Below are 17125 nucleotides of genomic sequence, written 5' to 3'. Positions count from 1 at the left end.
CGCCAGGTCGCCGGTGCGGTACAGGCGCCCGCCTTCACTGGAGAACGGGTCCGGCACGAAACGTTCGGCAGTCAGCGAGGCGCGGTTGTGGTAACTGCGTGCCAGGCCGGCGTGGCCGACATGCAGCTCGCCGGTGCAGCCCTTGGCCACCGGGTTGAAGTCGGCGTCCAGCACGTACATCGACAGGTCCGGAATCGCTGCACCGATCGGGCTGCCCGCCTGTTGCGTGTCGGCAAAGCGGATCGGCCGGTAGGTCACGTGCACCGTGGTCTCGGTGATGCCGTACATGTTGATCAGGTTGTCGCAGCCCTCGCCGAAGCGCTCGAACCACGGCTGCAACGCGGCCACATCCAGGGCTTCGCCGCCGAAGATCACGTAGCGCAGCGAAAGGTCGGATGCACTGTCACAGGCCACGCGCATCAGCGGTTTGAACGCCGATGGGGTCTGGTTCAGCACGGTCACGCGCTGCTCCACCAGCAACTGGTGGAAGTCTTCCGGCGAACGCGTGGTTTCACGCGGGACGATCACCAAACGACCGCCGTGCAGCAGCGCACCGAAGATCTCCCACACCGAGAAATCGAAGGCGTACGAGTGGAACAGTGTCCATACGTCCTGCGGGCCGAAGCCGAACCAGGCATCGGTGGCCTTGAACAGGCGCAGCAGGTTGTGGTGTGGCAGCAAGGTCCCTTTTGGCTTGCCGGTGGAGCCCGAGGTGTAGATCACATAGGCCAGATTGTCCGGCTGCGTCAGGTGCTCGGGGTTTTCGTCGCTGTAGCCGGTGAGATCATCTTCCAGCTTCAGGCTGCGCACGTGCGCCGGCACGGGCAGATCGGCCAGCAAATGGCCTTGAGTCAGCAGCAACTGAATGCCGCTGTCTTCCATCATGTAGCTCAGGCGGTCCTGCGGGTATTCCGGGTCCAACGGCACATAGGCGCCACCGGCCTTGAGGATCGCCAGCAGGCCGACGATCATCTCGAAACCACGCTCCACCGCGATGCCCACCAGCACATCCGGCCCCACGCCCTGCGCGCGCAGCTTGTGCGCCAGGCGGTTGGCACGACGGTTGAGCTGGTCATAGCTCAGCGCCTGGCCGGCAAAGGTCACGGCGATCGCCTCGGGTGTGCGTGCCGCCTGCTGCTCGATCAGCGCATGGGCGCACTCGGTGCTCGGGTAGCGCCGCACATCAGCCGTCCATGCCCCCAGCTCAGCCGCATCGAGCAACGGCAACTGTGCCACGCGCTGGGCGAGACCCGCGCAGATGCCCTGCAGCAGGTTGCGCCAATGCCGGCCGATGCGCTCGACCGTGGCCGCATCGAACAGCGAGGTGGCGTAGGTGAACGCCGCAATCAGCCCACCCTCGTGCTCGGCCGTGTTGAGGATCAGGTCGAACTGGGTGGTCTGCCCTTCCCAGCTCAATCCCTCGACCTGCAACCCGCCCAGCTCACGGACCATGCCCAGGCTTTCGGCCTGGTGGTTGAACAGCACCTGGAACAACGGGTTGTGGCTCATGCTGCGCTCGGGCTGCAGCGCCTCGACCAGTTGCTCGAACGGCAGGTCCTGGTGCGCCTGGGCCTGCAGCGAGGTTTCACGCACCTCCTGCAGCAACGCGGCGAAGGTGGTCTGCGGCGCGAACTCGGCCTTGAGCACCTGGGTGTTGACGAAGAAGCCGATCAGCCCTTGGGTTTCGGCACGGGTACGGTTGGCCACCGGCACGCCGACACGGATGTCGGCCTGCCCGCTGTAGCGATGCAGCAGGGTCTGGAAGGAGGCCAGCAACAGCATGAACAGGGTTACCCCCTGCTGGCGCGCCAGGGCCTTGAGCCCCTGCGCCAGGGAGGCATCGATATCGATGGCCAGGCGTGCGCCCTGGAAGTTCTGCACCGACGGCCGCGGGCGGTCGACAGGCAGTTCCAGCAGCGGCTGCTCGCCCGCCAGCTGCTCGCGCCAGTAACCGAGCTGACGCTCCTGCTCGCCCGCCTCCATCCAGTCGCGCTGCCACAGGGCGTAGTCGGCGTACTGGATCGGCAGCTCGGCCAGGGTTACCGGCGAGCCCAGGCGCAAGCCTTCGTACAGGCGGATCAGCTCGTCCACCAGGATCGGCGTGGACCAGCCATCGGAAACGATATGGTGCACAGTCAGGATCAGCACATGCTCTTCAGGCCCCAGCACCAGCAGCCTGACCCGCAGCAACGGACCATGCTCCAGGTCGAACGGCTGCTGCACCTCGGCCTCCACGCGCGCGCGGATGGCTGCCTGCAAATCCGTCGAGTCCTCAGGCACGAAGGGCTCCACCGCCAGCGCCACGGGCATTGGCGGATGGACGATCTGCAGCGCGCCGTCACCTTCCTGGCGGAAGGTGGTGCGCAGGGTTTCGTGGCGCGCCACCAGGCTGTCGAAGCTGTGCTGCAACGCCTCGACATCCAGCGCGCCCTTGAGCCGCAGCGCCGCCGGGATGTTGTAGGCGGCGCTGTGCGGGTCGAGCTGCCAGAGGAACCACTGGCGCTGCTGTGCATAGGAAAGCGCTGCCCCGTCCGCCGAGTCCCTTCTGAAGATCGGGGTGACCCCGTAGAGGTTGACACCCTGGCGCTTGAGCAAGGCTGCCAATGCCTTGCGCTCCCTGGTGGACAGCGACTTTACGGAGTCGAGCAGCTCTTGCACTTTGAATGTCTCCCGCTAAGCGATCAGATTATCTATTTCCTGTGCAGTAAGACGTTTCAAGGCCTCCAAGGATTTAGTCAGCTCGTCATGGGCGTTGGCGACCTGCCCCGACTTGCGCTCCACCACCTGGCTGAAGTCGGCCAGCGTGGCCTGCTCGAACAGCTCGTTGAGGCTCAGGTCGACGCCCAGTTGCTCGCGCACCCGGCCGATCACCTGGACGATCAGCAGCGAGTGCCCGCCGAGGTCGAAGAAGTTGTCCTGCAGGCCCACCCGCTCGACCTGCAGCACCTCGGCCCAGATCGCCGCCAGCTTGCGCTCCAGCTCCGTGACCGGTGCCACGTGGGCTGCCTGCAACTGGCTGGCATCTGGCAGCGGCAGGGCCTTGCGGTCGAGCTTGCCGTTGGGGGTCTGCGGCATGCGCGTCAGGCCGACCAGATGGCTCGGCACCATGTAGTCCGGCAGGCCGGCCTTCAGGTGCGCACGTAGCTCGCCGCGCAGCGCTTCCACGCTTTGCTGCGCATCGTGCAGCACCAGGTAGGCGGCCAGCTGCTTGCCGGCCGGGCCATCGATATCGATCACCGCGGCCTCGCGGATCGCCGGGTGCAACAACAGGCGCTCCTCGATTTCGCCCAGTTCGATACGGAAGCCACGGATCTTCACCTGGTGGTCCAGGCGCCCGACGTACTCGATCACCCCGTCCTCGCGGTAGCGGGTCAGGTCGCCGGTGCGATACAGGCGCGCGCCCGGCTCGCTGGCGAACGGGTCCGGGACGAAACGCTCGGCGGTCAGGCCCGGGCGGTTGTGGTAGCCCCGCGCCAGGCCGTCACCGCCGATCAGCAACTCGCCGCGCGCCCCTTGCGGCAGCACATCGAGCTCGTCGCTGAGCACGTGCAGGCGGGTGTTGGCCAATGGCCGCCCCAGCCACACGTCGTCGCTGTCGGTCAGGTAATGGCAGGCCGACCAGATGGTGGTCTCGGTCGGGCCGTAGACGTTCCACACATGCCCGGCCTGGGCGATCAAGCGCTGGGCCAGCTCGGCGCTCAGTGCCTCGCCGCCGCACAGCACCTTCTTGCCGGCAAAGGCGCCGGGCGCCGCGGCGTCCAGCAGCATGCGCCAGGTCGACGGGGTGGCCTGGACGACGCTGACCGCCCGGGCCTGGATCACCGCCAGCAACGCCTGCGGGTCCTTGTTCACCTGCTCGCCCAGCAGCACCACGCAGGCTCCGCGCAGCAACGGCAGGTACAGCTCAAGGCCGGCGATGTCGAACGACAGCGAGGTCAGCGACAGCACCTTGTCATGAGCATCGATACCCGGCTGGCGCGCCATGCTGCAGAGGAAGTTGACCAGCGCGTCGTGGCGGATGGTCACGCCCTTGGGCTTGCCGGTGGAGCCGGAGGTGTAGATCACATAGGCGAGGTTTTCCGGGTGCGCCAGCGGGCGCGGGTTGTCCTGGCTGTACTCGCCCGGCAGCGCCTGGTCCAGGCACAGGCTGCGCACCTGCGGCGGGATCGGCAGGCGTTGCAGCAGGGGGCTCTGGGTCAGCAGCAGCGCGATGCCGCTGTCCTCCATCATGTAGGCCAGGCGGTCCTCGGGGAACTGCGGGTCCAGCGGCACGTAGGCGCCACCGGCCTTGAGCACCGCCAGCAGGCCGACAAGCATGTCCAGGCTGCGCTCCATCGCGATCCCCACCAGCACATCGGGGCCGACGCCCAAGCTGCGCAGGTGGTGGGCCAGGGCGTTGGCGCGCTGGTTCAGTTGCGCGTAGCTCAGCGACTGCTCGCCCAGCACTGCGGCGACGGCCTGCGGTGTGCGGGCGGCCTGCGCTTCGATCAGTTGCTGGACGGTCTGTCCGCGCGGGTAGTCGGCGGCGCTGTCGTTCCAGGCGTACAGGGTGCGCTCGCGCTCCTCGCGGCTCAGCAACGGCAGTTCGGCGACGCGCTGCCCGGCGTCCTGGCAGATGCCCTGCAACAGGTTGCGCCAGTGCTCGGCCATGCGCACCACGGTCGCCGGCTCGAACAGGCTGGTGGCGTAGGTCAGGGTCGCGCTCAGGCCGCCTTCGTGTTCGGCAGTGTCCAGGGTCAGGTCGAACTGCGCGGTCTGCTTGTCCGACACCAGCCCCTGCAGGCTGAGGCCCGCAAGTACGCGGGATTCACCCAGCACCTGGGTCTGGTGGTTGAACATCACCTGGAACAGCGGGCTGTGGCTCAGGCTGCGCTCGGGCTGCAGGGCTTCGACCAATTGCTCGAAGGGCAGCTCCTGATGTGCCTGGGCGCCCAGGGCGGTGTGCTTGACCTGTTGCAGCAATTCGTCGAAACGAAGCTGCGGTTGGAAGCGCGCATCCAGCACCTGGGTGTTGACGAAGAAGCCGATCAGGCCTTCGGTCTCGGCCCGGGTGCGGTTGGCCACCGGCACGCCGACACGGATGTCCGACTGGCCGCTGTGGCGATGCAGCAAGGCCTGGAACGAGGCCAGCAGGAGCATGAACAGGGTCACGTCATGCTGCCCGGCCAGCGTCTTGAGCTGGGCAACCAGGCTTGGCTCAAGGTCCACCGGCAGGCGCGCACCCTCATATTGCTGCACCACAGGGCGCGGGCGATCGGTGGCCAGTTCGAGGATCGGCTGGGTGCTGCCCAGGCGCGCCTGCCAGTAGTCGAGCTGGCGCTGTTGTTCGCCGGCTTCCATCCACTGGCGCTGCCAGGCCGCGTAGTCGGCGTACTGGAAGGCCAGCGCCGGCAGTTGCGGGGCCTGGCCTTGCAGGTGGCTTTCATAGCCGCGCACAAGTTCGTCGACCAGGATCGGCATCGACCAGCCGTCAGCAACGATATGGTGCAGCACCAGTACCAGCACATGCTCGTCGGCGCCCAGGCGCAGCAGGCGGGCGCGCAGCAACGGGCCGTGTTGCAGGTCGAACGGCTGGCGCACCTGGGTCTCGACCCAGGCCTGCACGCCGGCTTCGTCCAGGGCCGCCGTGGTGATGTCCAGCGGCGTTTGCAGACGCGCATGCACCACCTGCTCGGCACTGTCGCCCTGCTGGCGGAAGGTGGTGCGCAGGGTTTCGTGGCGGGCGACCAGCGCGGCGAAGCTGCTGCGCAGTGCCTCGATATCCAGTTCGCCCTTCAAGCGCAGGGCCGACGGGATGTTGTAGGCGGCACTGCCCGGTTCCAGCTGCCAGAGGAACCACTGGCGTTGCTGGGCGTAGGACAAGGCCAGCGGCTGGTTGCGGTCCACGACGCTGAACGCCGGCGCCTGGCTGGCCGCGCCTTCGCCAGCGGCCTGGGCGAAGGCCTGCAGGTCGGCGGATTCGAACAGGCTGCGCAGCGACACTTCCACATTCAGGCGCTGGCGAATTCGCGAGGTGACCTGGGTGGCCAGCAACGAGTGGCCGCCGAGCTCGAAGAAGTTGTCGTGCAAGCCCACCTGCTCGACTTTCAGCACCTCGGCCCAGATCGCCGCCAGTTGCTGCTCCAGCGCCGTGCGTGGGGCCACGTAGCCTTGTTGCAGCTGGCTGGCATCCGGCTTGGGCAGGGCCTTGCGGTCCAGCTTGCCGTTGGCGGTCAATGGCCACTGGTCCAGCACCAGGAAATGCGTCGGCACCATGTAGTCCGGCAGGTTGGCTTTCAGGTGCTGTTTCAGCGTGTCGCGCAGGACTGCGTGGTCTGCATTCGCGTCCTGGGCGATCAGGTAGGCGGCCAGTTGCTTGCCCCCTGCCCCGTCGATATCCAGCACCAGCACTTCGCGCACGGCGGCGTGCTCTTGCAGACGCGCTTCGATCTCGCCCAGCTCGATACGGAAGCCACGGATCTTCACCTGGTGGTCGATCCGGCCCACGTACTCGATCACGCCCTGTTCGCGGTAACGCGCCAGGTCGCCGGTGCGGTACAGGCGTCCGCCCTCATTGGAGAACGGGTCCGGCACGAAGCGCTCGGCGGTCAGCGAGGCGCGGTTGTGGTAACCGCGTGCCAGGCCGGCGTGACCGACATGCAACTCACCCGTGCAGCCCTTGGCCACCGGGTTGAAATCGGCGTCCAGCACGTACATCGACAAGTCCGGAATCGCCGCACCGATCGGGCTGCCCGCCTGTTGCGTGTCGGCAAAACGGATCGGCCGGTAGGTCACGTGCACCGTGGTCTCGGTAATGCCGTACATATTGATCAGGTTGTCGCAATCCTCGCCGAAGCGCTCGAACCACGGTTGCAGTGCAGCCACATCCAGGGCTTCGCCGCCGAAGATCACGTAGCGCAGCGCCAGATCGGCAGTGCTGTCACAGGCCACACGCATCAGCGGTTTAAACGCCGATGGGGTCTGGTTGAGCACGGTCACGCCCTGCTCCACCAGCAACTGGTGGAAGTCCTCCGGCGAACGGGTCACTTCACGCGGCACGATCACCAGGCGGCCGCCATGCAGCAGCGCACCGAAGATCTCCCACACCGAGAAATCGAAGGCGTACGAGTGGAACAGCGTCCACACATCCTGCGGGCCGAAGCCGAACCAGGCATCGGTGGCTTTGAACAGGCGCAGCAGGTTGTGGTGCGGCAGCAGCGTGCCTTTCGGCTTGCCGGTCGAGCCCGAGGTGTAGATCACATAGGCCAGGTTGTCTGGCCGGGTCAGGTGCTCCGGATTCTCGTCACTGTAGCCAGTCAGATCATCTTCGAGAGACAGACTGCGCACCTGCGCCGGTACCGGCAGGCCGGCCAGCAAATGGCCTTGAGTCAGCAGCAACTGAATGCCGCTGTCTTCCATCATGTAGCTCAGGCGGTCCTGCGGGTATTCCGGGTCCAGCGGCACATAGGCGCCACCGGCCTTGAGGATCGCCAGCAGGCCGACGATCATCTCGAAACCACGCTCCACGGCGATGCCTACCAGCACATCCGGCCCCACGCCCTGCGCGCGCAGTTTATGCGCCAAGCGGTTGGCACGGCGGTTGAGCTGGTCGTAGCTCAGCGCCTGCCCGGCGAAGGTCACGGCGATCGCTTCAGGCGTGCGCGCCGCCTGCGCTTCGATCAGCGCCTGGGTGCAAGCCGTAGTTGGATAGCTGGCAACCACCTGCTGGTCTTCCACCGGCAGGCTAAGCGCACCCAGGGCACGCCGACCATCAGCCGCCAACTGCGCGAGCAGGTGCTGGAAGTGCCCCGCCAACTGGTCGATGGCCAGCTCGCTGAAGCACTGGCGATCAAAACTGAAGCTCGCCTCCAGGCGCTCACCCACCTGTACCACCAGGGTCAACGGGTAGTTGGTCTGTTCCTGGTTCTGCACCTCGCCGAACTGCAGGCCTTGCGGCGCGCCCTGTTGCAGCGCCTCGGCAACCGGGTAGTTCTCGAATACCAGAATGTTGTCGAACAGTGCTTCGCCGCTCCAGCCGGCCCAGCGCTGGATCTCGTACAACGGCGTGTGTTCGTGCTCGCGCAGAGCCAGGTTCAGCGCCTGCACCTGCTGCACCCAGTCGCCGACGGTCTGTTCCGGGCGTGGGCTGGCGACCACCGGCAAGGTGTTGATGAACAACCCCAGCTGCTCCTCGACGCCCGCGAGCTCCGCCGGGCGACCGGCCACGGTGGCGCCGAAGGTCACGCTGGCCTGGCCGGTGTAGCGTTGCAAGAGCAACAGCCACGCGGCCTGGACCAGGGTATTGAGGGTGACCCGCTGCTCCCGGGCGAAGTCTGCCAACTGCTGGGTCTGTTGCGGCTCGAAGCACAGCGCCAGGCTGCCATGGCCTCGCCCTTGGGCCGAGGACTTGAACGCCTGTACCAGTCGCGTTGGTTCGTCCAGCTCGGCCACCTGGGCGCGCCAGAAGGTTTCGCTGGCCTGCTGGTCCTGGCCTTGCAGCCACTGGATATAGTCGCGGTAGCGGCTGGTCCTGGCGCTCGGGGCGACGCCGCAGTAACGCTGCAGCACCTCGCCGAGCAGGCGCGAGCTGCTCCAGCCGTCCATCAGGATATGGTGGCTGGTGTAGATCAGGTGATGGCCGCCGTCAGCCGTGCGGATCAATGTGAGGCGCAGCAGCGGGCCGCTGGCCAGGTCGAAGCCAGCCTGGCGCTCAGCCTGGGCCACGGCGTCCGGATCCTGGGCCTGGTCGAGCTCGACGAACGGCACCTGCACCTGGCGCCGTACCACTTGCACAGGCAACGGCAGGTCCTGCGGGAAGCAGCTGCGCAGCACTTCGTGATTGTCCACCACCGCCTGCCAGGCCGCGCGGAAGCGCGACACGTCCAGCCCCTGCACGTTCACGCGCAGCTGGTTGATGTAGTTGCCCGCGTCCTGCTCGTAGAGGCTATGGAACAGCATGCCCTGCTGCATCGGCGACAGCGGATAGAGGTCTTCGATGTCCCCGGCCGCCAGCGGCAGGCTGTCCAGTTGCGCCTGGGTCAGCTCGGCCAGCGGGAAGTCCGATGGCGTGACACCCTGGTGCGGCGCCTGGGCGCAATGCTCGACCAATTCGGCAAGCACCTGCTCGTAGCGGCGCGCCAGGGCTTCGATGGTCTCTGGGTGGAACATCTCACGGCTGAAGCTCCAGTCCAGCTCCAGCTCGCCCTGGTAGACCTGGCCGTTGATGCCGAGCCAGTTGCCCAGTGGGCTGTCCAGGCCCTGTGTGGCGCCACTGCCCTCGCTGGCCGGGGTGAACAGGGCACCTTCAACCTCTGCGAAGCTGCCGTCGAACTGGCCCAGGTAGTTGAAGGTCACCCGTGGCTGCGGCAATGCCGCCAGACGCTCGCGCAGATCGGGCTCGCCGAGATAGCGCAGCACACCATAGCCGATGCCTTTGTTCGGCACCGAACGCAGTTGTTCCTTGATTGCGCACAGCCCCTCGCCAAGCCCTTGGGCCGGCGTCAGGCGTACCGGGAACAGGCTGCTGAACCAGCCCAGGGTGCGGCTGAGGTCCAGCTCCGGGAACAGGTCTTCGCGGCCATGGCCTTCGAGCTGGATCAGTACCGAATCCTCTCGGGTCCAGTCGCACAGTACCCGTGACAAGGCCGCCAGCAGCAGGTCGTTGACCTGGGTGCGGTAGGCGGCGGGCGCCACTTGCAGTAGTTTGCGGGTCAGCGTGGCGTCCAGGCGTGACGAGGCATGGGCGACGTGACGATTGGTCTGGGCGCCCGCCGGGTTATCGCGGGGCAACTCGCCGCTAGCGGCTTCAAGGCCGCGCAGCCAGTGTTCGGCCTCGGCCAGCAGTTCCGGGCTGCGGGCATAGGCGCCAAGGCGCTCGGCCCAGGCCTTGAGCGAGCTGCTCTTGGCTGCCAGCGTCACGGCCTTGCCGGCGGCCAGGGCCGTGTAGGCCAGTTGCAGGTCTTCCAGCAGTACCCGCCAGGACACACCGTCGACCACCAGGTGGTGGATCACCAGCAGCAAGCGCTGCTGGCCCTCGGGCAGTTCTACCAGCAGCGCCCGCAGCAGCGGCCCCTGGGCCAGGTCGAGGCTGCGCTGGGCCTGCTCGGCCAAGGCCGGCAGCTCGCCCAGGTCACTCAGTTGACGAACCCAGAGGATATCGTCGGCCTTGGTGGGCTGGAATTCGGCCTGCCAGGCCTCGCCCTGGGTGAAGCGCAGCCGCAAGGCGTCGTGCTGAGCGACCAGCGCCTGCAATGCGCCTTGCAGGTGGTCAGCGCCAAGGGCCTGGGTCGGTTTGAGCAGCAGGGCCTGGTTCCAGTGCTGGCGCTCGGGGATAGCGGTTTCGAAGAAGCGTGCCTGGATCGGCAGCAATGGCATCGAACCACTGACCTGCTCCACCGCCACGGCCTTTTTCTCGATGCGCTTGGCCACCGCCGCCAGCTGGCCGATGGTCTGTTTCTCGAACAGCTGCTTGGGGCTGAGCTTGATGCCCTGGCGTTTGGCCCGAGCGATGATCTGCAGGCTGAGAATCGAGTCGCCGCCCAGCTCGAAGAAGTTGTCGGTGCTGCCGACCTGGTCGAGCTTGAGCACCTCGGCCCAGATGGCCGCCAGGGCCTCTTCGATCTCGCCGACCGGCGCGGTGTACTGACGCCGGGCGACGCCCGGCGCCGGCAAGGCGCGCTTGTCCAGCTTGCCGTTGGCGGTCAGCGGCAGGCGGTCAAGGACCAGGACCTGCGCCGGCACCATGTAGTCCGGCAGCCGATCCTGCAGTTGCTGGCGCAAGGCTTCACCCTGCAGCCCCTGGCCCACGCACCAGCCGACCAGCTGCAGACGGCTTTCGTCGCCTTCCACCGGCTGCGCCAGGACCACCGCCTCGGCGACCCCGTCCAGCCCTCGCAGTACCCGTGCCACCTCGGCCGGCTCGACGCGATAACCGCGCACCTTGACCTGGTCGTCGGCGCGGCCGATGAATTCCACTTGGCCCGAACGATTGCGCCGCACCCGGTCGCCACTGCGGTACAAGCGCTGGCCAGGCCGCGTCGGGTCCGGCAGGAAGCGTTCGGCGGTCAAGCCCGGCTGGCCCAGGTAACCCTGGGCCACGCTGGCGCCACCGATGTACAGCTCACCGGCGACCTGATCGGCCACCGGGTTGAGCACATCGTCGAGCAGCAGCACATGGGTGCCCGGCAAGGGCTCGCCCACCGGCACGGCACGGGCGCCCTCGGCGAGCGCGGCCACTTCATGGGTCAGCACGCCGACCGTGGTCTCGCTCGGGCCATAGTGGTTGATCAGGCGGCAGCCCGGCTTGAGCCGGCGTACCTGCTCCACCAGGGCTGGCGTGCAGGCCTCGCCACCGACGATCAGTGCATGCTCGGGCAGCACATCGGCGGGGTTGCCGGCTTGCAGCAACGCCGCCAGGTGGCCGGGGACGATCTTCAGCACACCGACCTGGTGTTCGGCCATGTAGCGGGCGAAGGCGTCCGGGTCGAAGCCCAGCGCCTCGGGCAGTACATGCAGCAGGCGTCCGGAACACAGGGCACCGAACAGCACGGTGTGGCCCAGGTCGGCGGCGATGGTCGAGACCAGCGCCATGCTCGCCCCCGGCGCAGGCGCCAGGCGTTCGAGCAGGCCGGCGACGTAGCTGGCCAGGGCGCCATGGCTGACCAGTACGCCCTTCGGCTGACCAGTGGAGCCGGAGGTGTGGATCACGTAGGCCGGCGATTCGGCCCACAGTGTGAGCGCCGGCGCGTTGGCCGGCAGGTCCTGCCATTGTTCGGGGACATAGGCCAAGGTCAGGCGATCGGCGGCGGCCAGGCTGGCCAGTCGCGCATCGCCGGCGGCGCACAGCAGCACCTTGGCTTGCGCGGCGTCGAGCATCTGCCGCAGGCGCGTTTCAGGCGCCTTGGTGTCCAGCGGCATGTACACGGCGCCAGCCTTGAGGATGCCAAGCATGCAGGTCAGCCAGTCCAGCGAACGTTCCATCAGCACCACGACCGGTTGGCCGCTGACCACACCCTGCTGTTGCAGGTGATGGGCCAGGCGGTTGGCGGCCTGGTCCAGGGCGGCGAAGCTCAGGCTGTGCTCAAGGCTGCAAGCGGCAAGCGCCTCGGGCTGCCGGTGCACCTGCTGCTGCCAGTGTTCCAGCACCAGTGCCGGCACCTCACGCTGCGTCGCCTGTTCGCTGCGCAGCGGCGCGGCCAGGCGGTGCAGCGGCAGCTGCGGGGCATCGAGCAGCCGGCCCAGCAGTTCGATGAAGGCCGGAATGAAGGCTTCGACGGTCGAACGCTGGTAGAGGTCGCTGGCGAAGGTCATTTCGCCATGGATCAGCTGGCCGTCGTCGGTGATGTCCAGCGCCAGGTCGAAGTGGGTGCCGACCTTGTCCAACGGGTACTCGGCGACACTCAGGCCCGGCAAGGCCAGCGAGCGTTGGCGCTGCATGCCGACGTTCTGGTTGAACTTGACCTGGAACAGCGGGTTGTGGCCGAGGTTGCGCTCCGGCACCAATGCGTCCACCAGTTGCTCGAACGGCAGTTCCTGATGCGCCTGGGCGCCGAGCACCGCTTCGCGCACCTGGGCCAGCAGGTCATCGAAGCTCAGGCGCTCGTCCACCTGGCAGCGCAGCACCTGGGTGTTGACGAAGAAGCCGATCAACCCCTCGACCTCGGCACGGCCGCGGTTGGCGTTGGGCACGCCGATGCGGATATCGCGCTGCCCGGCCTGGCGTGACAGGAACAGCGAGAAACCGGCCAGCACCAGCATGAACAGGGTCATGCCCTGGGCGCGGGCATAGCCGCCCAGGCGTCGGGACAGCTCGACGCCAAAGTCGAAGCCCAGGGTCTGGCCATCGAAGCTCTGGGTCAGTGGACGCGGGTAGTCCGCGGCGACCTCCAGCAGCGGTTGCTCCTCGCCCAGCTGCTGGCGCCAGTAGTCGAGCTGGCGCTCGCCCTCCCCGGCCTCCAGCCAGCTGCGCTGCCAGATGGCGTAGTCGGCGTACTGCACCGCCAGCGCCGGCAACTGCGGCGCCTGGCCCTGGCTGAACGCCTGGTAGCTGTGCACGAACTCCTTGACCATCACATCCATCGACCAGCCGTCGGAGACGATGTGGTGCATGCACACCAGCAGCACATAGTCCTCGGCCGCCAGCCGGTACAGGGTGGCACGTAGCAGCGGGCCGTGCAGCAGGTCGAACGGCTGGTGACTGGCCTCGCGCACCCGCGTGGCCAGCTCGGCCTCACGCTGGTCAGTGGCGATGGCGGTGAGGTCGACCTGTTCCAGGGGCACGGCCAGATGATCGAGGATCACCTGGCGCGGCTGTTCGCCCTCGACCTGGAACACCGTGCGCAGCGCCTCGTGGCGCGTTGCCAGGTAGTCGAATGAGCGCTGCAGTGCTGACACATCAAGCCGGCCGCTCAGGCGCAGGCCAGCAGCCATGTTGTACGCCGCGCTGTGCGGCTCCAGCTGCCAGAGGAACAGCAGGCGCTGCTGGGCGAAGGACAAGGGGATGCTGGCGAAGTCGTGCCGTGACTCGACCACCGGCAACAGGCTGAAGTCCTTGCCGTCCTCACGCAGCTTGGCGAGGAACTGCCGGCGCTGCTCCAGGGGCAGGCTGACGAACCGTTTCGCAATGCGTACCGCCATGTTGCCACTCATGCCTCAACCCCTTCCAAGGAACCCAGGAACGCGTCCATATCCGACCAGTCGTCATCCGTATCGCCGCCCTGCAGCCGGGCCAGCTCGGCGGCCAGGTCACCCAGCGCCGGTTGTTCGAACAGACTGCGCAAGGGCAGCACCAGGCCCAGCTGATCCTTGATCCGCGCCAGCACCTGGGCGGCCAGCAACGAGTGCCCGCCGAGTTCGAAGAAGTGATCGTCCAGGCCAACCTTCGGCACGTTCAGCACCTGCATCCAGATCTGCGCCAGTTGTTGCTCGACGGCGCTCTGCGGCGCCCGGTACTCGGCCTGCAGCGCACTAGGGTCCGGCGCCGGCAGGGCTTTGCGGTCCAGCTTGCCGCTGGGCGTGAGGGGCAGGCGCGGCAACAGCAGCAGGTGGCCGGGCACCATGTACTCGGGCAGGCGGGCCTTGAGCAGGCTGCGTACCTGCTGGCGCAAGCGCGCCTGTTCGGCGGCATCCTGTTCTGCGGAGTCAGGCACCACATAGGCAACCAGTTGCAGGCCGCCGGTCATCGGCAGGGCCAGCACCACCGCTTCGCGAACCCCCGGGCACTGTTGCAGGCGCGCCTCGATCTCGCCGAGTTCAATGCGGAAACCGCGCACCTTGACCTGGTGATCGACGCGGCCGATGTATTCGATGGCGCCATCGCTGCCCAGGCGCGCGCGGTCGCCGGTGCGGTACAGGCGTTCGCCCTGGGCGAACGGATCGGCGACGAAGCGCTGGGCAGTCAGTGACGGCTGGCTGTGGTAGCCACGGGCCAGGCCCGGGCCGCCGATGTACAACTCGCCCACCGCGCCCTGGGGCAGCAGTTCGAGGTCATCATCGAGGATGTACAGGCGACGCTGCGCCAGACCCTGGCCAATGGGGATGCCACGCCAGGACACTGCCTCATGGCCAAGCCCGGTGCAGTCGTGAATGGTCGAAACCACCGTGGCCTCGGTCGGGCCATAGGTGTTGAGCAGGCGCACATGGCCCAGCCCTGCCAGTTGCCACAGGCGCAACCCGTCCACCGCCATTGCCTCGCCGCCGACGTGGATCTGGCGCAGCGCGCCGTAGCTGGCCGGCGGACGCGCGGCGAAGTCCTGCACCAGCCAGTACCAGTAGGCGGCCGGCAGGTCGGCGAGAGTCACGCCGTGCTCGATCAGCACTTCGTGCAGGGCGGCGCTGTCCCACAGGCGGGTATCGCGCAGCACCACGCAGGCGCCATGGCACAGCGGCGGGAAGAACTGCTCGACGAAACCATCGAAGCTGCTGGTGGCGAACTGCAGCACCCGGTCGCCTTCGCGCAGGTCGCTGTAGTCGATGGCGCGGGCGATGAACTCGCTCAAGGCGCCGTGGCTGATCGCCACGCCCTTGGGCCGGCCGGTGGAGCCGGAGGTGTAGATCACATAGGCCAGGTTGTCGGGCACGACGGTCAGCGGCAGGTCAGCGGGCGGCTCGTCCGCCAGTGCCAGCTGGTCCAGGCACAGGCAACGCACTGCCTCCCGCGCCGGCAAGCCGGGCAACTGCCCGGAAGTGGTCAACAGCCACTGCAGGCCGCTGTCCTCGAGTACATGGTCCAGGCGCTCGGGTGGGGCCTGCAGGTCCAGCGGCACATAGGCGCCACCGGCCTTGAGCACGGCCAGCAGGGCCACGGCCAGGTCCAGCGAGCGATCCAGGGCCACGCCGACCAGGCTGTCGGGGCCAACGCCCTGGCGACGCAGGAAATGGGCCAGGCGATTGCTCCGGGTGTTGAGCTCGGCATAGCGCATCGACGGCGCCTCGGCGCCATTGGCCAGGATCAGCGCCAGGGCCTCGCCGCTGCGCGCGGCCTGGGTTTCGAACAGGCGCTGCACCGGCTCCCACGGCGCCACATCGGCCACCGGGCACAGCAACGCCTGGCGCTCGGCCTCGGCCAGCATCGGCAGCTCGCCCAGGGGCTGGCGCGGATCGTTGCACACCGCGCGCAGCAGGTTGCGCCAGTGCCCGGCCAGGGCACTGATGGTGGTTTCATCGAAGATATCGGTGGCATAGGTGAAGGCGGCGAACACCTGCTCGCCCTCCTCGCGGGTATCGAGCATCAGGTCACTGGTGGCCGCATGCTGGCGGCGGCTGCCGGCCAGTTGCTCGGCGCTCAGGTAGCCCACGCGCAGGCCGCAGTCCAGGCGCACGTCCTTGAGGTCGGTGACCAGCGGCTGGTGGTTGAACATCACCTGGAACAGCGGCGTGTGGCTTTGGCTGCGCTGGGGCTGCAGGGCTTCGATCAGCGCGTCGAACGGCAGGTCCTGGTGCGCCTGGGCACCGACCGAGGCCTGGTGCAGGCTGCGCAGCAGGTCGCTGAACGGCGTCTGCGCGCTGAACTGGCTGCGCAGCACCTGGGTATTGACGAAGAAGCCGACCAGCCCCTCGGTTTCGCTGCGGTTGCGGTTGGCGATCAGGCCGCCGACGCGGATGTCGGCCTGCCCGCTGTAGCGGTACAGCAGGGTCTTGAACACCGCCAGCAGCACCGTGGAGAGCGTCACGCCGTGCTGCTGGGCCAGTTGCTTGAGATCTTCGCGCAGGCCAACGTCGAGCACCAGCTCCAGGCGCTCGCCCAGGTGGCTGGGCTGGGCCGGATAAGGCCGGTCGGTCGGCAGCTCCAGCAACGGGTGCTCGTCGCCCAGCTGCTCGCGCCAGTAGTCCAGCTGGCGCTCGCGCTCACCAGCCTCCAGCCAGCTGCGCTGCCACAGTGCGTAGTCGCGGTAATGCACCTTGATTTCCGCCAGCGCAGGCTCGCGCCCCGCCACCAGGGCGTCGTAGCTGCGCATGAATTCGTCGATCAGGACGTTCATCGACCAGCCGTCGGCGATGATGTGATGCAGGGTCAGCAGCAGCACATGCTCCTGGGGCGCCAGGCGCAGCAGGGCGATGCCGAACAGCGGGCCGCGCTCGAGGTCGAAGGCCTGGGTCGCCTGGGCCGCCATCTGCTGGTGCGCGCGCTCCCAGCGCGTGGCTTCGGGCAGATCGGCCAGGTCGAACAGCTGGATGCCTACCGGCGTTGGCTCGGCTACCCGCTGCACGGCGCGCTCGCCGTCCTGGGCGAAGGTGGTGCGCAGGCATTCGTGGCGGCCGACCAGCAAGGTGAAGGCCCGCTCCAGTGCCTGGACCTGCAGCTCGCCTTCCAGGCGCACGGCCATCGGCAGGTTGTAGGCGGCACTGTGGGGTTCCAGCTGCCAGAGGAACCACATGCGCTGCTGGGCGTAGGACAGGCCGTCGCGCTCGCTCAGGCCGACACAGGACGACATGGGCAACTGCGCGAAATCGATACCCTCGCGTCGCATCCCTTCGAGGAACAAGCGACGCTTGTCCAGGGGCAACTCGATGAAACGGCGGGAAAGTTTCTGGGCGTCTGCGGCATTCATGTGTGGGGTCCTTGCTGATCGGCGGCGCGACCGGAAGGTCCGGGCGCATCAACAAGAACGAATGGGCGGGGGGATGATTTAGCTTGAGCGAGGCGGCG

3 protein-coding genes are annotated in these 17125 nt (G+C 67.5%); all 3 read right to left on the bottom strand.

Features of this window, described 5'->3' with window-relative positions; genetic code table 11:
- Window positions 1-2658 (bottom strand): amino acid adenylation domain-containing protein (locus ACVWY1_RS04765; protein WP_457377861.1); only part of this gene is annotated, 2658 nt, incomplete at its 3' end.
- A 15-nt stretch (window positions 2659-2673) separates the two neighbouring features.
- Window positions 2674-13626: an amino acid adenylation domain-containing protein gene (locus ACVWY1_RS04760; protein WP_457377860.1), complete on the bottom strand. Its 10953-nt coding sequence runs from the start codon at window positions 13624-13626 to the stop codon at window positions 2674-2676.
- Entirely contained in the window at window positions 13623-17027 is a 3405-nt protein-coding gene (locus tag ACVWY1_RS04755) for an amino acid adenylation domain-containing protein (RefSeq protein ID WP_457377859.1), read from the bottom strand. The genes ACVWY1_RS04760 and ACVWY1_RS04755 overlap by 4 nt, the downstream gene beginning before the upstream one ends.
- Window positions 17028-17125: the final 98 nt, after the last annotated feature.

The sequence above is a fragment of the Pseudomonas sp. TE6288 genome (assembly GCF_054062095.1).
This window is presented reverse-complemented; position numbering and strand designations above follow the sequence as displayed.